We start from the raw sequence: 20,963 nt of genomic DNA on the forward strand, positions 1-20,963 counted from the left end.
CCAAGGCCCTGAATTGTGAACAGGGGATCAGTGCAGAGCCCTGCCTGCAATGTGAACCCTGTCTTGCCATTGAAGAAGGACGGTTCATTGATCTGATTGAAGTCGATGCAGCGTCCAAAACCCGGGTCGAAGACACGCGCGACCTGCTTGACAACGTCCAATACGCGCCCACCAGCGGCCGGTTTAAAATTTACCTTATTGACGAAGTACATATGCTGTCGCAGCATAGTTTCAATGCCCTGTTAAAAACACTGGAAGAACCGCCGGCTCATGTTAAATTCCTTTTGGCAACGACCGATCCGCAAAAATTACCCGTCACTATTCTGTCCCGTTGCCTGCAGTTTAATCTTCATCATTTATCACCTGAATTAATTAGCCAGCAATTGCAATCCATTGTCGACCAGGAAAAGCAACCCTGCGAACCGCAAGCCCTTGCTTTGCTGGCAAAAGCGGCGAAAGGCAGCATGCGGGATGCTTTAAGCCTGCTCGATCAGGTCATTGCCAGCGCCGATACCCTGCTCACAGCCCAAAAGGTGAAGTCGCTTTTGGGCTATACGCAACAGGATTATGCTCTCCCGCTTTTGCAGGCATTGATTCACCATGACGCCCCAGCCCTGATTCAGTTAAGTCGCACCATTGCACATGAAGGCGGGCATTTTACCTATGTGCTGAATGAGATGCTGGACTACCTGCATCAGATGACCCTGTGCCAGGCTCTTGCCGGCGAACACCCCTTGCTGCAAAGCCCTGAAGCCATCAAGGCATTGGCGCAGCAGGTATCGGCAGAAGACACTCAACTGTTTTATCAAATCGCACTGAAGGGCCTGGAGGATATGCCGCTTGCCCCCACGCAAACCATAGGCTTTGAAATGACGCTGCTGCGGATGCTGGCATTCAAACCGGCAGGCAAGAGCCCCTTGCCGCCGCTGGCTCATGAACTACCGGCTGTTTCAGAACGCCCGCAGCCCGTGCTCGACCCAGGCAATCCATACGCGGCAGGGCAGGCCGCCCGTCCCCTGTCACCGGCAAACCCGTCACCGCGTCAGCCTGAAGACATGACGCCTGTTCCTGAAAAGCCGTCTTTTGATCCAGGTCTGCCGATGGTGAATGAGGCGCCCGCAACGCAAGGGCCGAAACCAACCGAATCCAGCGACATGCGCTGGGACACGCTTCTGCCGCGCTTAAAATTAAGCGGTCTGGCGCAAAATGCGGTGGAAAATGCAGAATTGATCAGTAAGAATGGCCGCGAACTGGTTTTGCGGGTGGATAAGGGCCATCAATCGCTGTTTACCCCCGCCATTCAACAACGCATTGAGCAGGCTTTATCCCAGTTTTATGGTGAATCCATCAAGCTGATCCTGAATACAGACGGTCCTACGCAAGCCACACCCGCTCAAAAAAAACAGCAGGCTCAGCAGGTGCGCATGGAAATGGCCGAAAACAGCTTGCAGAACGACCCCTTTTTACTTGAGCTGCAACAGCAATTTTCAGCGGAAGTGGTTAAAAATTCTATTGTGCCCGCTGAAGATCCATTATAATTAAATTTACAACACGATTGAGAGGTAACGATGGATATTAATCAAAATCTGGGCAATCTGATGAAAGAAGCCCAAAAAATGCAACAACGCATGCAGGAAGCCCAACAGCAATTAAGTCAATTAGTTGTTGAAGGGGAAGCCGGCAGCGGTTCATTGAAAGTACGGATTAAAATGAATGGCCGCCATGATGTCACTGAAGTCCGAATTGGCCAGGCGCTCATGGAAGAAGACGTTGAAATGGTAGAAGATTTAGTCGCAGCCGCATTCAACAATGCTGTCCGCAAAGTTGAGGTTGCTTCTAAAGAAAAGATCAGTCAACTCACCGCCGGGCTTAACATCCCCACTGACTTTCTTAAAGACAAAGACGGGGAATAATCGACGTCATGAGTGCGTTGAATCGTCTAATCGATGCCTTACGCTGCCTGCCGGGTGTTGGACCAAAATCCGCGCAGCGTATGGTCTATCATCTGCTTAGGCATCAAAGACAGCGCGGACTGCATTTGGCCGCATGCCTTGAAGAAGCCATGCACAACATTAGCCATTGTCAACGCTGCAACAATTACACTGAAAACACCCTTTGCCACTTGTGCACCAATACCAATCGCGATTTCAGCCAGCTTTGCGTGGTTGAAAGTCCTGCCGATGTCTCCGCCATCGAACAAAGCAATGCGTTTAGCGGCGGTTATTTTGTTTTGATGGGGAAAATTTCACCGCTCGATGGCTTGGGGCCGGATGATATCGGTTTACCCAAACTCGTTGATTTAATCGCGCGTGAAACGATTCATGAGGTTATCCTGGCTTTAAGCCCTTCGGTGGAAGGACAAACCACCGTGCATTTTATTCATGAATTGCTTAAACCCATTGGGGTGCGAATTAGCCAATTAGCGCATGGTATTCCTTCAGGCGGAGAACTGGAATTTCTCGATGGCAATACCATAGGCAGCGCCTTAAAAAATCGGGCAGCCGTGCATGTCTAGAGTCAAGGCCATTGTCGTCTGTGGGTTTTATTTTTTAATGTTTTGTACCTTCAGCACACAGGCGGCATTTAATAAAAGCCTGTGGCCCATTTGGGAAGTTAATAATCCTCTCTCGACGGCCGTCATTGATCACAGCGACTGGCAAACCCTGCTGAATCAATGCGTGGTGACTAACGAAGAAGGAATTAACCTGGTTGATTATGCTCACCTGACGCCTAAACAGCATGAACGGCTTAAACGCTACATTAATCAATTATCAAAAATCGATATCGATGCCTACAACCGCGACGAGCAACTGGCTTTCTGGATTAATTTATATAATGCCCTCACCGTCAGCATCGTGGCCGATTACTACCCGGTGAGCAGCATAGAAGACATTAATATATCTCCCGGTCTGTTCAGCATTGGCCCCTGGGGAGCAAAGATCATTACCATAAACGAGACTCCTCTTTCTCTGGATGAAATTCATAATCGCATTATCCGTCCCATCTGGAATGATCCGCGCACCCATTACGCGATTAACAATGGCTCCATCGGCGCTGCGAATTTAAGTAAACAGGCTTACCAGGGTAAAACCATTGAGCGACAGCTTAATGACGCTGCAATGGAATACATCAACTCCCTGCGGGGCGTTCAGGTCATTGAAGGCAAGCTCATCGTTTCCAAAATCTACGAATGGTTCAGCGATGATTTTGGCGGCACCAAACTGGATATCATTAATCACATTAAATACTATGCCCGCGAACCTTTAAAAAGTCAGCTGAAACATGTCAATACCATTGAAAATTACATGTATAACTGGCATCTCAACAGCACCGTTGATCCATCGTGAAGAGAAAGGAACAAACCGCGTATTGGCATTATTTCAATCATTTCTTCCTTTTTAATTTAGTCTTTTTAGGATTGCAGTTTGCCTATATTTTAAGCCTGGGCAGCAGTTTTTTGCATGCCATCCCCTTGCCTTTCCAGATCTATCTTGAAATGGCACTCACAGGCGGTCTGCAAGTGGCACTGCATGCACTATTGGCGTTACTTCAGGCTTTCTGGCTATGGGCAATTCTGGCAGGCAAACGTCTCGAGGATAATCAACGTCTGCTTATGCTGCTTTATGCCCTGACTATTCTTTGGGTCCTTTGCCTTAATTGTTATTTCTTCCCTTTAAGTGAATTCAGCCGTTTGTTTTTACCGCCCATCCCTCTGGTCTTGATTCGATGGCTGCTTCTTGCCTTGTCTGCCTTTTTTCTGCTGCTAACCTTGCTGGGTTTGGCAAGGCTCATCCGAAAACAGCCACGCACAGCAGTGACCCTACTGACCACGGTGATAGCCTTCTCGCTTTTTATTATTCTCCCTGACGATGAAATAGTTGCCAAAAGCCCCACCAGCACACGGCCGAATATCATTATTATTGGTGTTGATTCCTTCAGCGCTGAACGTCTCAGTGCAACGGAGACACCCACACTTTTCCGTTTCATTAATCAAAGCGTACACTTTACTGACACCATCAGCCCCTTAGCCCGTACCTACCCGGCCTGGTCAAGTATTTTGACCGGCTTATACCCTATTCATCATCAGGCAAGGGAAAACTTAACGCCCGCCCAATTGGTTAAAAGTTCAGCCAGTATTGTCTGGCCGTTGCGGCAGGCAGGCTATTACACCGTTTTTGCCACGGATGATCGACGGTTTAACACGCTGGGCAAGGAATTTGGTTTTCAGGAAATCATCGGCCCCAGAACGGGGATTAATGATGCGCTGATTGGTACGTTTAATGATTTTCCCCTGAGTAATCTGCTGGTTAATTTTAAATTAAGTCGCTGGCTTTTCCCTTATAATTATTTAAACCGCGCCAGCCACTACACCTATTATCCGGCTACGTTTGATAAAGCACTGGCGGAACGAATTGCAGCGGCACAAACCCGGCAACCGATTTTTCTGGCGGTGCATTTCACGTTACCGCACTGGCCCTATGCCTGGGCACCCTCTTTACCGGCTGAGGTCGGGGACGAATACAGCGTCCTGGAACGGGGCAACCTTTATCATGCTGCCGTTCGCGAAACTGATCAGCAAATCGGGCGATTATTCGCACAGCTTCAACAAGGGGGTTACCTTAAAAACAGTCTGGTTATCGTTTTAAGTGATCATGGCGAAGCCCTGTATGAAGAAGGCAGCCGTAAAACCACCCTTGAGGGCTATCAGGGTAGAAAGCCCAGCCTGTTGGCCAGTTATTTTTCCCGCAAGACGTCAACCGAGCTGCAACGCAGTGCCGGCCATGGCTCGGATTTACTCAGTCCCTCCCAATACACCTGCCTGCTTGGCATCAAAATAACCCAGGCTAATCGCCCCCTGACCCAGGCAAAAACCATCAACACTCGCGTCGCTCTGATTGATTTAGCACCAACCATTGCCGCCTTTGTCGGCCTGCCTGAAAAATTAAAAACAGACGGTTTCTCCCTGTTGCCAAGCCTGTTAACTTCCAGCGAGCCCCCTGCCAATCGGGTGTTCATGCTGGAGAGCGGCATGCTTCCCAATCAATTCATTTCTCGGGAAAAAGCAAGACAATATGGGATTCTGTTATTTCGTGTTAATCCAGAAAATGGCCTGCTGGAACTGCGTGAGGACAAACTTGAAAGCATCAATGCCATGAAAATATACGGTGTTATCCAGGGCGATTGGCTATTGGCCTTATACCCGGATGACCGATTTTATATCCCGGTGCTGTTGCGTTTAAGTAACGGACAATGGACGGATAACCTACAGACACCCTTTGCCAACGCCTCTCCTGCCCAGTCTCTGCTGCGGCAATTGCTGCAATTTTATGCTCACGATTTATCGACTTACCCTGAAACCAGACCTAGCCTTCCACTTCCCTAAACAGGGCTTCGAGGCGTTGGTTAATGCGTGGTGCCGGTTCGGAATACAAGCTGATGACGCGTTTCAGCGCTTGCAGATTACGCCGCCCCGGTTTTACCTTTTTCAACCCCACCTGACGCTCATAAGGCACAGTGGTCATGCCGCGCTCATCAAGCGCCTCCCGCAATGCCTCCATGATGGTTTCCAGCACACTGTAAACATAAAAAACCGTGTCCCTTTCCTGAAGCGTTAAGGCGGGAAAATCGGTAATCTCCTTCCCTTGACAAGCCGCATTCAGGGTACGCATCAGATAGGAACTGTCCTTGTTGGCAAAATAACCGTACAAATCCAGGCAATCGTTGGTCGACAAGTGCTGATACAGCCGCTTTATTTGTTGATTGAACAACACATTCCCCTGGGTAACCGGAAACCCGCTTGCCAGCGATGCTTTAAGCGACATGGCCGCGTCAATCAGTCGGTTAGGATTAAACCAGTATTTGTAAGCCCGAAACATGTCGAACAGCTTCGCCTGTCCCAACGTCTCTTGCTGTTCAAGCCAGTGGGTTAGACGCCAATCCTTGATAACCTCGGTAATCAGTCCCTGGTATTTTTTTTCAGCTTCCACGGTAATTCCTTCCGGCAGCTCGCTGCCGTGGAAAAGAAAATCATGGCCGCTGTGAATGCCGCGCTGCCGCAAGGCCTGCAGTAATTGCTGGTGAAAAAAAACAATAAACTGATACAGGGTGTTGAATCGATTTCTGACCGAAATCATTTTTTCCGCATGCAGCGAAAAATCATAGAGATGGCCAGGATTAATCCAATAATAAAAAATACTGTTAATGAGTGATCGGAACTCAGGCAAAGCCAGACGATGATCCAGCTCAATCAACTGCTGCTCGTCAAGCTGTAAAAACAGATTGCCTGATGCCGCACTTTTTTCACCCGCCGTGTTGGCAAACCGCGTCATCGCCCACAACCACTCAGCCGGTGAATCGGCTTTTATAATCTGGTCAAATAATGTCAATAAAGGCAGTTGATCGGGCTTCCCGGCTTCAGCAGGGGTTGCCGGCTCTCTCCCCGCGAGCAGGCTTACCATGTCAAGGTAATGCCTTTTTACGCGGGCAAGCACAAGCATTTCCTCGCTTTTCGTCGCCGGGGAAAGAAGCAGTTGCCTGCACTTAAGCAGGTTCAAGTAGCTTTCTGAAACAGTTACACTGATGTTGAAAGTGTTCTTGTCTTCAGGGAAAGTTTGGTCAGGGACCGCCATCAAAGCCATGAATTCATCGTAAAGCGCAGCCAATTGCTGGCAAGAGGACGCAATGACCAGGCAATGCTCGGAAGAGAACTGTCCGCGGGTCATTAAGCGATGCAACCTGACCTCTCCCTGGCGAATAGCAAATTTAATCTTCGCTTTGTTGCGGCTGGCATTATCCACTAACCAGCTCAAACCCAATCGATTAAAAAGAGGCATCCCATTCCTCCGGCATCTGATAAGGCTTAAACGCTCGCAGCACCTTAATTTCAGCATAGCAGGAAATGATTGGATTTACTTCCCATCTTCTTCTAGGATCTAGATAAAGCGGTCAGAGGATATGAACATGAAGCCCCCACGATTTGAGGAGTTTTTGGCTATAAAAGTAGCCAATGGCCAACTCGCCCCGGAATTGCTGCCCGAACTCGTTGGCAAGGAAAGTGCCAATCGCATCCTGGACAACAGCATGAATGCCCAGGGAGCACCGGCCATAGGCGGCGGCCACATTGCCGTACAACATGGCGCCATCAGTGAAACACTGGGCAAAATTCCGGATCAAAAAGATCGATTAAGCATGGAAAAGGAACTGGTGGATACACTTAATCTTGAATCGTTCAATACGCAACAGGATAACCTTGAATCCGCCCTTCAAAATCAGGATACCGTTTCTGAAAACCCTGAGAATGACGAAAACGTAGACGATCATTGGGCGAAGCCGCATTAGCGTCGGCTTAAAAAAATCGCCAAATAAAAACCTTCCGGTATATAATCGTGTCCGAAACAAAACAGATCAAACGAGATAGTACGGATGGAGAGATTGTATGCTGCCGCATCGTAAATACTTACTGATTATTGACGATGCCCCCAAAGACCCACGACTGGAGGAGTATTTTGCCAAATTTAACTTCAGTCTGGTTCAGTACAGCGATACACGGCAGCTGGGTCAGGAAAACGAACCGCCAGAGGCCCTGCTTATTAACTGGCGGCTGCTTAAAGACAATGCCTTAACGATTGATATGCTCTATCACCGTTACCCGGCTCCCATTTTAGTCATCAGCGATAAAAGCAACGAGGAAATGTGTGTCAAAATGCTTGAGGCCGGAGCGGATGACTTTTTGGTAAAACCCATTCACCCGCGGGAATTGCATGCGCGCATCAGCGCCATCAGTCGCCGCGTCCAGCGCTTTGCCGATGAGGTCGAGCAGGAAAAAGAAGTCCTTGCCTTCGCCAACTGGCGTCTTTACCCTTCTTCCCGGCAAATTTTTGATGAACATCACCAGGAACTGCAACTCAGCGCCGGCGAGTATGATTTATTGCTGGCTTTTGTCAGGCAGCCGCAACAGATCCTCGGCCGTGAATTCCTGCTGCAGATTACCAAAAACAGTGATCTGAACCCTTTTGACCGCCGCATTGACGTGCAAATCAGCCGCTTGCGTCAAAAAATCGAAACCGATGCAAAAAAGCCTGCACTGATAAAAACCATCCGTAATGGCGGCTACCTGTTTACTGCGCGCGTGCTGTCGCTTAAGGAAGGGACGGAAAGTAAATAATCCCTTCCACTTGAACAAGTTGGTTAGTGGGTCATTTGCGGTTGCCTGACGTTTTCAAGGCCCAGTTGCTCCTTCAAGTTATAATTCCCACCGACTTTCACCGTTTGGGTATAAACCACGCCCATCTGTTGACGTGCCTCCATCAGTAACTCATGGAGCTCACCCAGTTGATCGACAACGCGCCCTTTTTTATTAAAACAATCCATATTGTCTTCAATGGCATCTATTAACGCCTGAGCAAAATGTTGCGGTGTGTCAATCGTGTGGCCATTTTTGGCTTTGCGATCATTGTCTTCCGGCGTGCCGGTCCCTTCACGATCACACAATTGATAACGCTCGATTTGGATTAATAACCTCGATGCGATAGCCACACGGGCTTCCTGCAGCTCCTTGTTATAAAAAAATCCACGGTTAATCACCTTATACCGTTGCGAGACATTACCGCTATGGTCATTTTCTGCGTCCACTTCGTCAATCAATCTGGCACGGCGGCTTAAATAATCCTCAAGTCTTGTGATTAGCTCTTCTCTTACTTTTTCAAGCTGGAAAGCAGAGCCCACGTGGTTTAAAGCCGTTCCAGTATTTAATTTCTGGGTTGCAAAGACGGCAGGAATATCTTCTTCAAATAAATTGCAGATGGCCGAATCAGAAAGCTTTCCTTTGGTCACCACACCCAACTCCGTGAAAACGCGGGCACTGTAGGCTACGGAGGCGATGACAGCGGAGACCGTTTTAGCAGACATGATCAGGTGCTGCATCTGAGTGAGCAGTTTTTTACAGGCTTCCTGCTTTTCTACTGCTACTTTTTCAACGAGTTTTTTTTGCCCCAATTGCGCGGTAATAGCAAATTTTAGTTCCCTCAGGTTTGGGGTTGAGACATGATTAAACGAGCGCGATAACAGTTCTTTATCAGCCTGATAAAGATGTTCAAAGATGGTGCGTCCAGTATTCATTCGCTCACCCATGGCAATCGATTCCAGATTGTTATTTTCCATCATTAAATCAACCTTATGGTGCTTATAAAAAGCATCATTGGTTTTTCTAACCAAATGAATCGTCAACGCCTTGTTGGTGGTCTTGAGCATGGGTTGTAACTCCCTCTCCAGCTTCAAAAACGCCTCAAGGGATTTGGATGAGGTATGGATTTTAGGCTGCAATTGTTTTTTGAAGGTAGCACGTGAGGTAAAGACGTCCGAAAAATAGCGCACTTCACGGCTTTGAAATAATTGAAACAGGTTAGTCATTGATAGATCCATCTGATAAAGGGAAAACTATTCTACAAAACTTACGTGCAGCCGGCGAGCATGTTAACCTATTGACAAATTGATCGGATTAAAACCAATTTCATTTTATGCTAAACTATGCCCTCCCCAACTGGATGATGGCAAAATCGTGTTAAAAATCCAATGGCATCGCCTGGTGCGTTCGCGTTATTACTGGCAAAAAGCAGCACTGATTCTGCTGATTGCCACCCTTGGCCTTTTCTCTATCCGCGCCTTGTTTCACTCCAAAGCCGTTCTCGAAGCGCCGGTTAATAAACTGGTCGAAATCGAGATCGTAAAAAAGCAGACGCTTAGACAAACGATTCACCTGTTGGGTACCATTCATCCTCAACACAGCACCGTGCTGGTAGCCAAAGAGTCCGGCATGCTGGATGCCCTGGTTCCTACCGGCCAAAAAATAAGCAAAGGCACCCTGATTGCCAAAATTGCCAATCCCGATCGTGAAAAAAACCTGCAATTGTCCACAGCGGCCGTTGAACTGACCAAAGCACAATACCAACGCATCAGTCCCTTAATTAAAAAAGGTTACGTCAGCACCAAGGAAGCAGAAGAAAAAAAGCAACTCTGGATTGATGCTCAGAAAGAATTGTCTAAAACCAAGATTGAACTGGATAACTCCCGTTTTTATGCCCCCTTTGACGGCATCATCGGCGCGTATAAAAAACGTGAAGGGGCGGAGGTCAATGCCGGTGAAGCCGTGGTGAGCCTCTATGATCCCTCCTCTCTGATTGTGGATGTGGATATCCCTTGCAGTAACTTAAGCGATATCCATGAAGGACAGCCCGTTTATGTTCAGGGTAAAACCTACGCCTTAAGCCATCTGCAAAAAATGCTCGATGAAGACTCTCACATGTGCCCTGCGGATGTCGCGATCCAGTGCGACGAGTGCCTGCTGGGCTCAACCGTTGACGTCGATTTGGTGGTGGCTGAAAAAAAAGACACCGTGGTTATTCCCTTTCAAGCCCTCTTTTTAAGAAACAGCAAACCTTTTGTTTACGTGGTCAAACAACGTCGTATTGAGCTGGTTGCAGTAGAAACCGGACTTAAGCAACAAGATCAAATTGAAATTGTCCAGGGATTAAAACCCGGACAACAACTGGTTATTCGAGGTCAGGAACGTCTTTACCCGGGCATGACGGTTGATGTTGTAAAACCTTCTGACGTCAAGGCCAGTGATCCATCATGAAACTGACCAGTTATTTTATTAAACATCCCGTCATTGCCATCGTCTTAAACAGCATGATTGCTGTTTTGGGCCTGCTTTGTCTTTATAATCTTTCCGTGCGTGAGTACCCGGATATCAGTTTTCCCACCATCACGGTGTATGCAAGCTACCCCAATGCCAGTCCCGATCTCGTCGAAACCTCCGTCACCAACATTCTTGAAGATCGCCTGGCCGGGATTGAGGGTCTGGAGACTATTACCTCCCAATCCAGCGCCGGCAGTTCACAAATCACGCTGGTCTTTCGGCCAACGACCTCCATGGACAGGGCTTTAAGCGCCACCCAGGATGCCGTGGGTATGGCCAAAGCCCTGTTACCGGCTCAAGTCAAATCGCCTTCCGTAGAACGCCAACGTAAATCCAATGGGTTGCCATTCATTGGCGTGTCATTAGAATCCTCTGTCCGTGATTTTGGTGAATTAACCCATTACGCCAACCTTAACCTGAAAAATGTGTTTCGCAGCGTTCAGGGCGTGGCGACGGTGGATGTCTGGGGGCAGCCTTACACGTACACGATTAGTCTTAAGCCGGAAAAATTATTTGCCTTTGGAGTGAACACCGATGAAGTCGTTAATGCGCTTGATAAAAGCCGCATTTCCCTGCCTGCCGGGAATTACCGCAATAAAATTCCGAGCACTTTAAATTCCACGCTCCATACCCGGGAAGATTATGAAAACCTCCTGGTCAAAACCAACTCCAAACACCCGGTTTTTTTAGGATCCTTAGCCGATGTGGCGCTGGAAACCGATAACAGCCAAATGCGGGTTCGGGTTAACGGCCATGCTGGATTGGTGTTATCCATTAATCGCGCCAGTGATGCCAACCCCATCGAAGTATCCAAAGAGGTTCGTAAAGTCCTTCATGGCATCCAGCAGAGCCTGCCCACGGATTTGCAGGTCAAAGTCATTATTGATCAGTCCGATTTTATTAATGCCTCCCTGAAAAATATTCGCTCTGCGATTGGCGAGGCCATTTTGCTGGTGCTGATTATTGTCTTTTTATTTTTACGTAACCTGCGAGCTACCATCATTCCTTTGATTACTATCCCTGTTTCCCTGTTAGGCTCTCTGCTGTTTCTTAAACTTTTTGGCTTCTCCATTAACTTAATGACGCTGCTGGCGATGGTGCTGGCCATTGGGCTCGTCGTGGACGATGCAATCATTGTCCTTGAAAACATCTGGCGACACATTGAGGAAGGCTTATCGCCTTTCGAGGCAGCCATCCGGGGCGCCAAAGAAATTGGTTTCGCCATTGTGGCCATGACCTTTACCTTGGCCAGCGTTTATCTTCCCATTGCATTCATTCAGGGCATGCTTGGGCAATTGTTTATTGAATTTGCGGTGGCCTTAGCCGGTAGTGTTTTTATTTCAGGCCTTGTGGCTTTAACGCTGTCACCTTTGATGTGCGCGCGTTTCTTAAGTAAAGACTCCAAAAACTGGTGGCCGCAGTTTGATGTGTTTCTTGAAAAATTAGCCGAGCCTTATGGCCATGCCCTTGAATTTATTCTGCATCGGCAAAAGCTCACTTTTGCCACCGCCTTAATCTCGATTCTCGCCTGTGTGGTGTTTTATCAATTAATTCCACACGAAACAGCGCCCAAGGAAGATCGCAGCCTGATTGGCATCTATACTCCTCCCGTTGCGGGTGAAGATCTGGCCACTCTGGATAACAAGATTGCCAAACTGGAAACCAAAATCAATGCACTTCCGGAATCCACCAATCGTCTGACCTTTATTGGTGATTGGGGTGGCAGCATTGTGTTGCCTTTAAAACCCCACGCACAAAGGCACCGTACAGCCAGCCAGCTGGTAGACGAGTTACGGCCTGCCTTTAATCACTATCCTTCCATTGATCCGCACGTGTGGAGCTGGGATACAGGCTTACCCGGCATTGATGATGCGGGAAGCGGGACAGAACTGGCTTTAATCATTTCCACCCCTGAAAGCTACAGGCAACTGTTTGATGAAACCGAAAAATTAAAGTCGGCGCTGGATAAAACACACTTGTTTGATGATGTCAGTTATGAACTTCGTCTCGACACCATGGGCTACACCATTGATCTCGATTACAACCAGTTGGCCAAGCTGGGTTTAAGCGCCAGCCAGGTGGCGAAAACCATTGAAGTCTTTTTCAGTGGAGACAAATCACAGACCTTTGAAAAAGATGGCGTCACTTATAACGTCACCATCAAAGGCAGTAAAGCGCCCTGGGCACTCAATGAACTCTACTTAACCACCCCTGAAGGCAAGCGGGTGTCTCTTGGGGCAATCACCACCATGCAACCCAAGGCACAACCGGCAACGCTTGATCACTATCAACAAATGCGCTCGACTACGCTGCATGTGCAATTAAAAAAAGGCGATGCCATGGCCCATGCTGCGAAAACGCTCTGGACTCAGGCTAAAGAAAACCTGCCGTCTCACTATAAATTAACCTGGACCGGAGCGGCCAAAGCCTTGCAGGAATCATCCCATGTCATGCTCTTCCTGCTGCTGTTATCACTCGCTTTCATTTATGCCATTCTGTCGACACAATTTGAGAATTTTATTGATCCCTTTATTATTCTGTTCACTGTACCGCTTGCCTGCTCAGGCGCCCTGCTATTTACCTGGCTGTTCGGTCAATCGTTAAATATTTATACGCAGGTTGGTTTGATTACACTGATTGGTTTGATCAGTAAACACGGTATCCTGATTGTCGAATTCGCCAACAAGTTACACCAAAACGGCGCGACCCTGCTCGATGCCATTCAACGGGCGGCGGTGTTGCGTTTAAGGCCAGTACTCATGACCACGGGCGCCATGGTGTTTGGTGCAATTCCGCTGGTTCTGTCGCATGATGCCGGCGCCGAATCGCGTCATGCCATCGGCACTGTACTGATAGGCGGGCTTTGTGTCGGGACTTTTTTTACTTTGTTTATTTTGCCGGCCGTGTACATCATTATCAAAGGCAAACGCCAGCAGGTAAAAACACAGTAATCGCTTAAGCAGCTTAAGCAGGGTTGGGGATTTTGATCATCCGCACCGTCTTGATGGTGTTATCGCCCACTTTCAAGACTTCAATCTGGTAGTGATCAATCTGCAAACAGCATTCAGGCGGCGGGATATACCCCAGATGCTCGATAATGACCCCGCTTAAGGTGCGAGGCTCCAAGGCCGGCAATTGCCACCCCAGCAGGCGTTTCAGATGCCTCAAGGTAATGCTTGCATCGACGATCACCGAGCCGTCGTCCTGTTCAATGATATCCTTGCTTAAAGCCGCAATGTCCGTAGTAAACTCACCGACCACTTCCTCGAGGATGTCTTCCATGGTGACTAAACCTTGCAGATCACCGTATTCATCCACCACAAAACAACTGCGTTTTTTCATTTTCTGAAAATTTAAAATCTGTGCATTGAGCGGCGTGGCTTCAGGAATAAAATAAGGTTCATCGGCAGCCTTGAGGAGGCTCTCCTTGTCCAGACGTTCCTCAACCATCAGGTTAAATAAATCACGCACGTGAACTACCCCAATTAAATGATCAATGGTACCGCGATACAGAGGCAATCGTGTGTGTTGCGCTGTTTCCAATTGGTCAAGCAACTCGTGCCAGGATTGATTTACATCAATGCCAACAATGTCGCTTTTCGGAACCATGATGTCTTCCACCGTCGCCTGCTCCAAATCCAGCAGACTAATCAGCATGCTTCGATGTTCCGTTGGCATTAATCCGCCAGCTTCATGCACTACCGAACGCAGTTCTTCACTGGACAGTAATTCCTTCTGGGCCTTATCGATGGAAATACCAAAACAGCGCAGCAGGGTATTGGTTATCCAGGTGACGGTTTTCACGAAAGGCGCAAGCAGGGTCTGCAGTATCGTCAGAGGCAAAGCGCTTTTGAAAGCGACGGCCTGGGGATGCAATGCTGCCAGCGTTTTGGGTGCCAGTTCGGAAAAAACAAGAATTACCAGCGTCAGGATAGCGGTTGCAATCGCCACCCCGGCATCGCCATAAAGGCGTTGACCGACTAAAGTCGCGAGCATGGAGGCAATAATATTGGCTACCGTATTGCCGATTAAAATGATGCTGAGCAGGCGGTCGGGACGAGCTAACAGGTTGTTAACCCGAATCGCTTGCTTATGCTTTTTCTTCACCATGTGGCGCAAGCGATAGCGGTTCAATGACATAATGCCAATCTCTGAACCGGAAAAAAAGGCCGACAGAATGACTAACAGCAATAGCAGCATGAACAATGTCGTCAGTGATAACTGCCCCATGGTTTCTCTTGGTAGTAAAATCAAACCGACATCATAACAAAAGAATTCTGCTTGGCAGAGAGTATTTTTTACGGGCGGCGAACCATAATAAAGTACTTTATGCTGTGTCGTATCCTTGTGGTATAATAACCACTTTTTTCTACAGGGTCATTGTCATGTTTGAGAATTTAACCGAGCGGTTGACGCATGCCTTTAAAACACTGAGCGGCCAGAGCCGTTTCACGGAGGAAAATACCCAGCAGGCTTTGCGAGAAGTCCGCCTCTCTTTACTGGAAGCTGACGTGGCCCTGCCGGTCGTTAAGGATTTTATCGCCCAGATTAAAGAAAAAGCCCTGGGCCAGGACGTGGATGTCAACTTAAAACCGGATCAGGCGCTTATCAAGATTGTGCACGATGAGTTGGTGCATCTTCTTGGCGATACCCGCGCGGAATTGAATTTCAAAACCCAGCCGCCCGCTGTTTTTCTGATGGCAGGTCTTCAGGGTTCCGGTAAAACCACCACCACCGCTAAACTGGCGCGTTACCTGAAAGAGACAGAAAACAAAAAAGTCATGCTCGTCAGCATTGACGTGTACCGCCCTGCCGCGATCGAGCAGTTGCGGTTGCTGGCAGAACAGCTGGATGTGGCTTTTTTTCCGGCTGAAAGCCATGAGCAGCCCGTTTCCATTGCGCAAAAAGCCCTGGATAGTGCACGCAAAAATTACGTCGATGTTGTCATTTTTGATACCGCCGGCCGCTTGCACATTGATACGGAAATGATGTCTGAAATCAAGGCCATTCATAAAGCCATTAATCCGGTTGAAACCTTGTTTGTCGTTGACAGCATGACCGGCCAGGATGCGGCCAATACTGCGAAAGCGTTCCATGAAGCCCTGCCGTTGACCGGGGTTATTCTAACCAAAACCGACGGCGATGCCCGTGGCGGCGCCGCGTTATCTGTCAAACACATTACCGGGCAACCCATTAAATTCATGGGTAGCGGCGAGAAAATCGACGCCCTTGAGCCCTTCCATCCCGATCGCGTTGCGCAACGGATTCTCGGCATGGGCGACATACTGACCCTGATTGAAGAAGTTGAGCGTAAAGCCGATAAGGCCACCAGTGAAAAACTGGCTAAAAAACTTAAAAAAGGCAAAAGTTTTGATTTGGAAGACTTCAAGCAGCAACTTCTGCAGATGAATAACATGGGCGGCATCACCGGCATGATGAGCAAACTTCCCGGGTTAAGCCAATTGCCCAAACAGGCGCTCAATCAAGTGAATGATAAAGCCATGGCGCAAACGATTGCCATCATTAACTCCATGACACCCAAAGAACGGCGTATACCCAAAATTATCGTCGGCTCCAGAAAACGGCGTATTGCCCAAGGTTCAGGGACTCAAATTCAGGACGTTAATCGCCTGCTAAAGCAGTATGAACAGATGCAAAAAATGATGAAAAAATTCACCAAACCCGGTGCAATGCAGAAAATGATGCGCGGTATGGGCGGATTAGCCGGTATGAAAGGCATGTTTCCGGATGAATTTAAATAATTATAGGAAGCTCTTCCCATACGGAGTTAATTTTCGTACAATACACGGCATTTTTACGTAACCACTCTTAACGAGGAAAACAATGGTCGTTATACGTTTATCACGAGGCGGCGCCAAAAAGCGTCCTTTTTATCACATGGTTGTTACCGATAGCCGCAGACGTCGCGATGGTAATTACATCGAGCGCATTGGTTATTACAACCCGGTCGCTCGTGGCCAGGAAATCCCTTTACACGTTGAAATGGATAAATTGGCTCACTGGCAAAGCGTTGGTGCACAATTGTCTGATCGTGTCAGCCAACTGATTAAGCAACACAAGAAGAGCCAAGCCGCTGAGTAACGTGAAAAAAACGATTGATTGGGTTGTTATCGGCCGCTTTGGCCGAGCTCACGGTGTGAAAGGATTGATTACTGTTCATTCATTTACTGAACCCCGTGATAATGTATTGCGTTATACCGACTGGCATATCCAACGCAATAATCAATGGCAACCTGTTAATTTGCTACGCGTTGATGTCACTGACAAGCAAATTCTTGCTCTGGTTGAAGGATGCGCTGATCGAGAACAGGCAGCCAGTTTGACTAATCTGGATATTGCTGTAAGCAGTGAGCAACTGCCTGAATTACCTTCGGGTGATTATTACTGGCATCAATTGATGGGCCTGCAGGTGATGAACCAGCAGGGCGTTCATTTTGGCACCGTGAGTGACATGATGCCGACGGGTTCGAATGATGTTATGGTGGTCCATGGTGAAAAACGCCATTTAATCCCCTACATTCCGGGCCGGTATGTTGTAGCGGTTGATTTAGAGAAACACGTGATTCTTGTCGATTGGGATGCTGATTTTTAATGATTCATCTCGGCGTCATCACATTAATGCCGGAGATGTTTGCGGTTCTTGAACATGGCGTTGTAGGTCGAGCCATCAGTCAGGGAATTGCCAGCGTCGATTATTGGAATCCACGTGATTGGGCTTCCAGGCCTTATCGACAAGTCGATGACAAGCCTTACGGCGGCGGCCCCGGTATGGTCATGATGTACGAGCCCCTGGCTTTGGCAATAACGCAGGCCAGACAGCAGATGCCGAAGCCATGCAAAACGATTTATTTGAGTCCCCAGGGACGAACCATTAACCAGGGCGACTTGAACAAGATAGCCAGCGAAAAGCAATCCTTGCTCTTTATTGCTGGCCGATACGAAGGAATTGATGAACGAATCATCGAAAAACACGTGGATGAAGAATGGTCCATCGGTGATTTTGTATTGAGCGGTGGTGAATTGGCAGCCATGATTTTTATTGATGCCGTGGTGAGACTGCTGCCGGGGAGTTTAGGCCATGCCGGTTCAGCCGAGCAAGATTCATTCATGAACGGCTTGCTGGATTATCCTCACTACACCAGACCGGCAACCATAGACGGCATGAGCGTACCGTCCGTCTTGTTGAACGGCAATCACCGCGACATTGAGCGGTGGCGGCGCAAACACGCTTTGGGGAATACCTGGCTGAAACGGCCGGGTTTATTGGAAACGATTAAATTCAATGAATTCGACCGGCAGTTACTGGACGAATTTAAATGCGAACACGGTGATCCTGATTAATAGGGAACACCCATTTGAGGAGTAACCATGACTAACATCATTGATGAATTGAATGCCGAACAAATGAAAGGCAAAAACATTCCTGAATTCAGCCCAGGGGATACTGTTCTGGTGCAGGTAAAAGTAAAAGAAGGAAGCCGTGAGCGTCTTCAGGCCTTTGAAGGCATCGTGATTGCTAAACGCAACCGTGGTCTGAACTCCGCGTTTACAGTTCGTAAAATTTCTCACAATGTCGGTGTAGAGCGTGTATTCCAGACTTACAGCCCAATCGTTGACAGCATTACTGTTAAACGCCGTGGTGACGTCCGACGCGCCAAGCTTTATTACCTGCGTGATCTGGCTGGTCGTGCTGCCCGTATTAAAGAAAAACTGACTGGTAAGAAAGAAGGGTAATTGCAAAGGCATCCTGTTTCGACAGGATGCCTTTCTTCCTGCCATGCTCAGTTTGACTGCCTATCAAACCCCGGTTGGCTGGCTTAATGTTCGGTACGATGAGCATTTTGTCTTTGGAGCTGTGTTCAGCCACACTCCGTTTGACAATGCAGCACCCACAACAACCCCCTTGTGCCTGACCATTGCCCGGGAACTTGACCATTATTTCAGCGATCCCCATTACCGCTTTCAGCTCCCTTTAAAGCCCCTGGGAACCCCTTATCAACAACGCGTGTGGAATGCTCTGCTGGTTATTCCGGTAGGCCGCACCGTCACTTACGGGGAACTGGCCAATACACTGCAATCCAGCCCACGTGCAATAGGGCAAGCCTGTAAAAGCAATCCCCTTGCTCTATTTATCCCCTGCCATCGTGTGGTCGGTAAGGACAACCCGGGTGGTTACATGGGGCATGCGAATGCCTTAAGTTACAAACATGATTTATTGTCGCACGAAGGCTATAACTGAGGACTTTGTTCCTTGTCTGTTTTGGTTTCTTTGGGCAACTCAACCTCAGCATTGCTAATCAAACGGCTAAACCAGCTTCCGATAAAAAAATGCAGGGATGTTTTGGTATTGTCGAGAAAATCCTCCAGCACGTTTTTAGGCGCCAATTTGGATAAATACAGATTTTCTTCCCAAATCTCAGGTCCCATTTCCCGGAGTTTATTGACATAGTCTTTCAGCAAATTCTCGCTCTCATCACTGCCTATTTTCTTTTTAAATTGGTCAAGTAAGGCCTGAACTACCCCTGACCTGAGCGCAAACGCCTTATCGGTTTGATTTTTTAATTCTTCGCCATAGGCCTCACACAAGTCCAACTGCAGCAAACGCTGTCTGGTGATTTGGATTTGTTTACAATACGGGTTGCTTTTGGTGAGCAGTGCTAATTCGTCGCTTTTCTTAAGCAATCGATCACGGTTGATTGAGGCAGTGAACGCCTCGGTTTCCTGTGAGACCAATTGCTCAATCGTTTTGAGATTATGCGTTACGGGTTGTTGTTTATACTCACTGAGGATTTGCAAATCCTCATAGACCAGGCATTGCATGGCGGCACTGACAAGAATGGTGGCAGCATAATCCAGCGATCCAGGCAACATCGAGGATTGTTCATTGATCAAGGCATATAACACAACAATGGCAGGAAGATCGTCTGCTTTTGAAAAGCCATGGTTGATTAGATCATAAATAGCCACGGGCAAGAGTTGATCAGCTGAGATCTGTTCATTTTTTCCGCCATACGATTGCTCGAGAAAGGAGACCCATTCCAGCGCGCTCAACAGCTCCCCCTTTCGCAATAAGGCTAAGTATTCCTCGGTCGATTCGAGCATTCCATCTCCAAATAGGTCGTCAGCAAGCTCTTAAAAAATAATCTATAGTCATAAAGAGCCTTTCAAATCGTAAGCATGCCCGTAGGTTAATAATAAGAACAGGCAAGGAGCAAGCCGCATGAAAACATTAAGTCTCGCAGGTATTTTAATCACATTGCCCCTAAGCACCGCAATGGCCAATTGCGATCTGACCCGTTTCCGATGGGATTGTGACATTCCCATGCAGGTGAAACCGTCGCATGCGGCACAATCCCTGGTTTATTGCGGCAACACGTACGGTTACCTGACGCCGGCGCAATTTGATGTGTTAACCCGCTACCATCGTCGCAGCGTCAATATGGTATTAAAAATTAATGGCGAATACGTCGACAGCCCCTGCGTTCCCGCACGAAAATACCCTTATTGGGATTAACAGACTGTCATTTATGGCATTTATGTGTAAAATTTCAGCACGTAATGAATGCCTGAGGGTGCTGTGATTGATTTTACCAAATTGACTGACGAGTTGCATGGGCAGGGTTACAGTCTTGTTGAGAATTTTCTCCCCGATACCACCCACCAGCAATTGCTCTCGCTGGCAAAAAAAATGGCCGAAACAGGTGAGTTTAAACAGGCTCGCATTGGACGCCAACTGGATACTTTGCACGATCAGAGCATTCGACGGGACAAAATTCGCTGGCTTCACGACACGCCGGAGCATGAAGCCATCGAAACCTATTATACCGCCATTCACCGGTTAGCCAGCACCCTGAATCAGACGTTTTACCTGGGCCTCGCTCACTTCGAAACCCATTTTGCGATTTATCAACCGGGGGATTTTTATCGCCGGCACGTGGATCAATTCATCAACACACGCGATAGGCGCCTCTCTTGTGTTTATTATTTAAACAATAACTGGCAAACCACCTGGGGTGGGGAATTGAAGCTTTATAATGCCAGGGAGGAACATCTGCAAACGGTACTTCCCCTGGGCAATCGTTTCATCTGTTTTGACAGCCAACTCCCCCACGAGGTCTGTATAACCCGCAAAACCCGTTACAGTCTCGCCGGTTGGCTTAAAACCCGAAGCAGCGCCCCGCTTAATTTATAAAATCAAAGAAACCTGATATTCTCGTGTGTAATCAGAATTCTCTACTTTGCAAGC

21 protein-coding genes (1 of these 21 running past the window's edge) are annotated in these 20,963 nt (G+C 48.0%); 17 read left to right on the forward strand and 4 right to left on the reverse strand.

What is annotated here, in order from left to right:
- The 5 genes in view from dnaX to GH742_RS13360 are tightly spaced (at most 30 nt apart) and all read left to right on the forward strand, a layout consistent with a single transcriptional unit that may run on beyond the window.
- A protein-coding gene (gene dnaX, locus GH742_RS13340) for a DNA polymerase III subunit gamma/tau (protein ID WP_203455374.1) crosses the window boundary here: on the forward strand, positions 1-1,538 show its 3' portion. 175 nt of this gene lie to the left of the window's left edge; 1,538 of the gene's 1,713 nt are visible here — the last part of the coding sequence; the start codon falls outside the window, past its left edge; it ends in the stop codon at positions 1,536-1,538.
- Between the two features lie 30 nt (positions 1,539-1,568).
- A complete protein-coding gene (locus GH742_RS13345; protein WP_203455375.1) occupies positions 1,569-1,913 on the forward strand; it encodes a YbaB/EbfC family nucleoid-associated protein in 345 nt (114 codons plus the stop codon).
- 8 nt (positions 1,914-1,921) lie between these two features.
- Positions 1,922-2,515 (forward strand): recombination mediator RecR, encoded by a 594-nt coding sequence (gene recR / locus GH742_RS13350; protein ID WP_203455376.1) that lies wholly within the window; start codon positions 1,922-1,924, stop codon positions 2,513-2,515.
- Positions 2,508-3,347 (forward strand): DUF547 domain-containing protein, encoded by an 840-nt coding sequence (locus GH742_RS13355; RefSeq protein WP_203455377.1) that lies wholly within the window; start codon positions 2,508-2,510, stop codon positions 3,345-3,347. Before recR ends, GH742_RS13355 begins: the two co-directional genes overlap by 8 nt.
- Entirely contained in the window at positions 3,344-5,383 is a 2,040-nt protein-coding gene (locus tag GH742_RS13360; RefSeq protein ID WP_203455378.1) for a sulfatase-like hydrolase/transferase, read from the forward strand. Before GH742_RS13355 ends, GH742_RS13360 begins: the two co-directional genes overlap by 4 nt.
- Here the strand turns inward: GH742_RS13360 and GH742_RS13365 are convergent.
- Positions 5,364-6,833: a hypothetical protein gene (locus GH742_RS13365; protein ID WP_203455379.1), complete on the reverse strand. Its 1,470-nt coding sequence runs from the start codon at positions 6,831-6,833 to the stop codon at positions 5,364-5,366. The two genes, GH742_RS13360 and GH742_RS13365, sit on opposite strands and share 20 nt — an antisense overlap.
- A gap of 127 nt (positions 6,834-6,960) precedes the next feature.
- On the opposite strand from GH742_RS13365, the gene GH742_RS13370 reads away from it, so the two are divergent.
- Both GH742_RS13370 and GH742_RS13375 read left to right on the forward strand, forming a co-directional pair.
- The gene (locus GH742_RS13370; RefSeq protein ID WP_203455380.1) at positions 6,961-7,338 is read left to right on the forward strand and encodes a hypothetical protein; all 378 of its coding nucleotides are present in this window, start codon (positions 6,961-6,963) and stop codon (positions 7,336-7,338) included.
- A 100-nt stretch (positions 7,339-7,438) separates the two neighbouring features.
- Complete coding sequence (locus GH742_RS13375) at positions 7,439-8,164, forward strand: response regulator transcription factor (RefSeq protein WP_203456965.1); 726 nt, start codon at positions 7,439-7,441, stop codon at positions 8,162-8,164.
- 23 nt (positions 8,165-8,187) lie between these two features.
- Here GH742_RS13375 and GH742_RS13380 read toward each other — a convergent pair whose 3' ends face one another.
- Positions 8,188-9,408 (reverse strand): hypothetical protein, encoded by a 1,221-nt coding sequence (locus tag GH742_RS13380; protein ID WP_203455381.1) that lies wholly within the window; start codon positions 9,406-9,408, stop codon positions 8,188-8,190.
- 148 nt (positions 9,409-9,556) lie between these two features.
- Here GH742_RS13380 and lpeA point away from each other — a divergent pair, with 148 nt between their 5' ends.
- On the forward strand, positions 9,557-10,633 hold the full coding sequence (gene lpeA / locus GH742_RS13385; protein ID WP_203455382.1) for a multidrug efflux RND transporter periplasmic adaptor subunit LpeA: 1,077 nt from the start codon (positions 9,557-9,559) through the stop codon (positions 10,631-10,633).
- Positions 10,630-13,647 carry a multidrug efflux RND transporter permease subunit LpeB gene (gene lpeB / locus GH742_RS13390; protein ID WP_203455383.1) on the forward strand — a complete coding sequence of 1,006 codons (3,018 nt, stop codon included), beginning with the start codon at positions 10,630-10,632 and terminating at the stop codon, positions 13,645-13,647. The genes lpeA and lpeB overlap by 4 nt, the downstream gene beginning before the upstream one ends.
- Before the next feature lie 13 nt (positions 13,648-13,660).
- Here the strand turns inward: lpeB and GH742_RS13395 are convergent, their stop codons facing one another.
- Complete coding sequence (locus tag GH742_RS13395) at positions 13,661-14,926, reverse strand: HlyC/CorC family transporter (protein ID WP_203455384.1); 1,266 nt, start codon at positions 14,924-14,926, stop codon at positions 13,661-13,663.
- Between the two features lie 155 nt (positions 14,927-15,081).
- Here GH742_RS13395 and ffh point away from each other — a divergent pair, with 155 nt between their 5' ends.
- The 6 genes from ffh (at position 15,082) to GH742_RS13425 (ending at position 18,956) form a co-directional block, all read left to right on the forward strand.
- The gene (ffh, locus tag GH742_RS13400) at positions 15,082-16,458 is read left to right on the forward strand and encodes a signal recognition particle protein (protein ID WP_203455385.1); all 1,377 of its coding nucleotides are present in this window, start codon (positions 15,082-15,084) and stop codon (positions 16,456-16,458) included.
- A gap of 82 nt (positions 16,459-16,540) precedes the next feature.
- On the forward strand, positions 16,541-16,798 hold the full coding sequence (gene rpsP / locus GH742_RS13405; RefSeq protein WP_108294493.1) for a 30S ribosomal protein S16: 258 nt from the start codon (positions 16,541-16,543) through the stop codon (positions 16,796-16,798).
- Position 16,799: 1 nt separating this feature from the next.
- Entirely contained in the window at positions 16,800-17,309 is a 510-nt protein-coding gene (gene rimM, locus GH742_RS13410; RefSeq protein WP_203455386.1) for a ribosome maturation factor RimM, read from the forward strand.
- Positions 17,309-18,058 carry a tRNA (guanosine(37)-N1)-methyltransferase TrmD gene (trmD, locus tag GH742_RS13415; protein ID WP_203455387.1) on the forward strand — a complete coding sequence of 250 codons (750 nt, stop codon included), beginning with the start codon at positions 17,309-17,311 and terminating at the stop codon, positions 18,056-18,058. The genes rimM and trmD overlap by 1 nt, the downstream gene beginning before the upstream one ends.
- Before the next feature lie 27 nt (positions 18,059-18,085).
- Positions 18,086-18,451, forward strand: a complete 366-nt coding sequence (gene rplS / locus GH742_RS13420) for a 50S ribosomal protein L19 (protein ID WP_058532411.1) — start codon at positions 18,086-18,088, stop codon at positions 18,449-18,451.
- A gap of 43 nt (positions 18,452-18,494) precedes the next feature.
- The gene (locus GH742_RS13425; RefSeq protein WP_203455388.1) at positions 18,495-18,956 is read left to right on the forward strand and encodes a methylated-DNA--[protein]-cysteine S-methyltransferase; all 462 of its coding nucleotides are present in this window, start codon (positions 18,495-18,497) and stop codon (positions 18,954-18,956) included.
- On the opposite strand, the gene GH742_RS13430 is transcribed toward GH742_RS13425, so the two are convergent.
- Complete coding sequence (locus GH742_RS13430; protein ID WP_203455389.1) at positions 18,947-19,819, reverse strand: helical bundle domain-containing protein; 873 nt, start codon at positions 19,817-19,819, stop codon at positions 18,947-18,949. The two genes, GH742_RS13425 and GH742_RS13430, sit on opposite strands and share 10 nt — an antisense overlap.
- Positions 19,820-19,937: 118 nt before the next feature.
- Between GH742_RS13430 and GH742_RS13435 the strand changes: the two genes are divergently transcribed.
- Positions 19,938-20,231: a hypothetical protein gene (locus tag GH742_RS13435; RefSeq protein WP_108294483.1), complete on the forward strand. Its 294-nt coding sequence runs from the start codon at positions 19,938-19,940 to the stop codon at positions 20,229-20,231.
- Positions 20,232-20,279: 48 nt separating this feature from the next.
- Positions 20,280-20,909, forward strand: coding sequence for a 2OG-Fe(II) oxygenase (locus tag GH742_RS13440; protein ID WP_203455390.1), 630 nt, complete (start codon positions 20,280-20,282; stop codon positions 20,907-20,909).
- Positions 20,910-20,963: the final 54 nt, after the last annotated feature.

It is taken from the genome of Legionella sp. MW5194 (genome assembly GCF_016864235.1).
GTDB lineage: Bacteria > Pseudomonadota > Gammaproteobacteria > Legionellales > Legionellaceae > Legionella_C.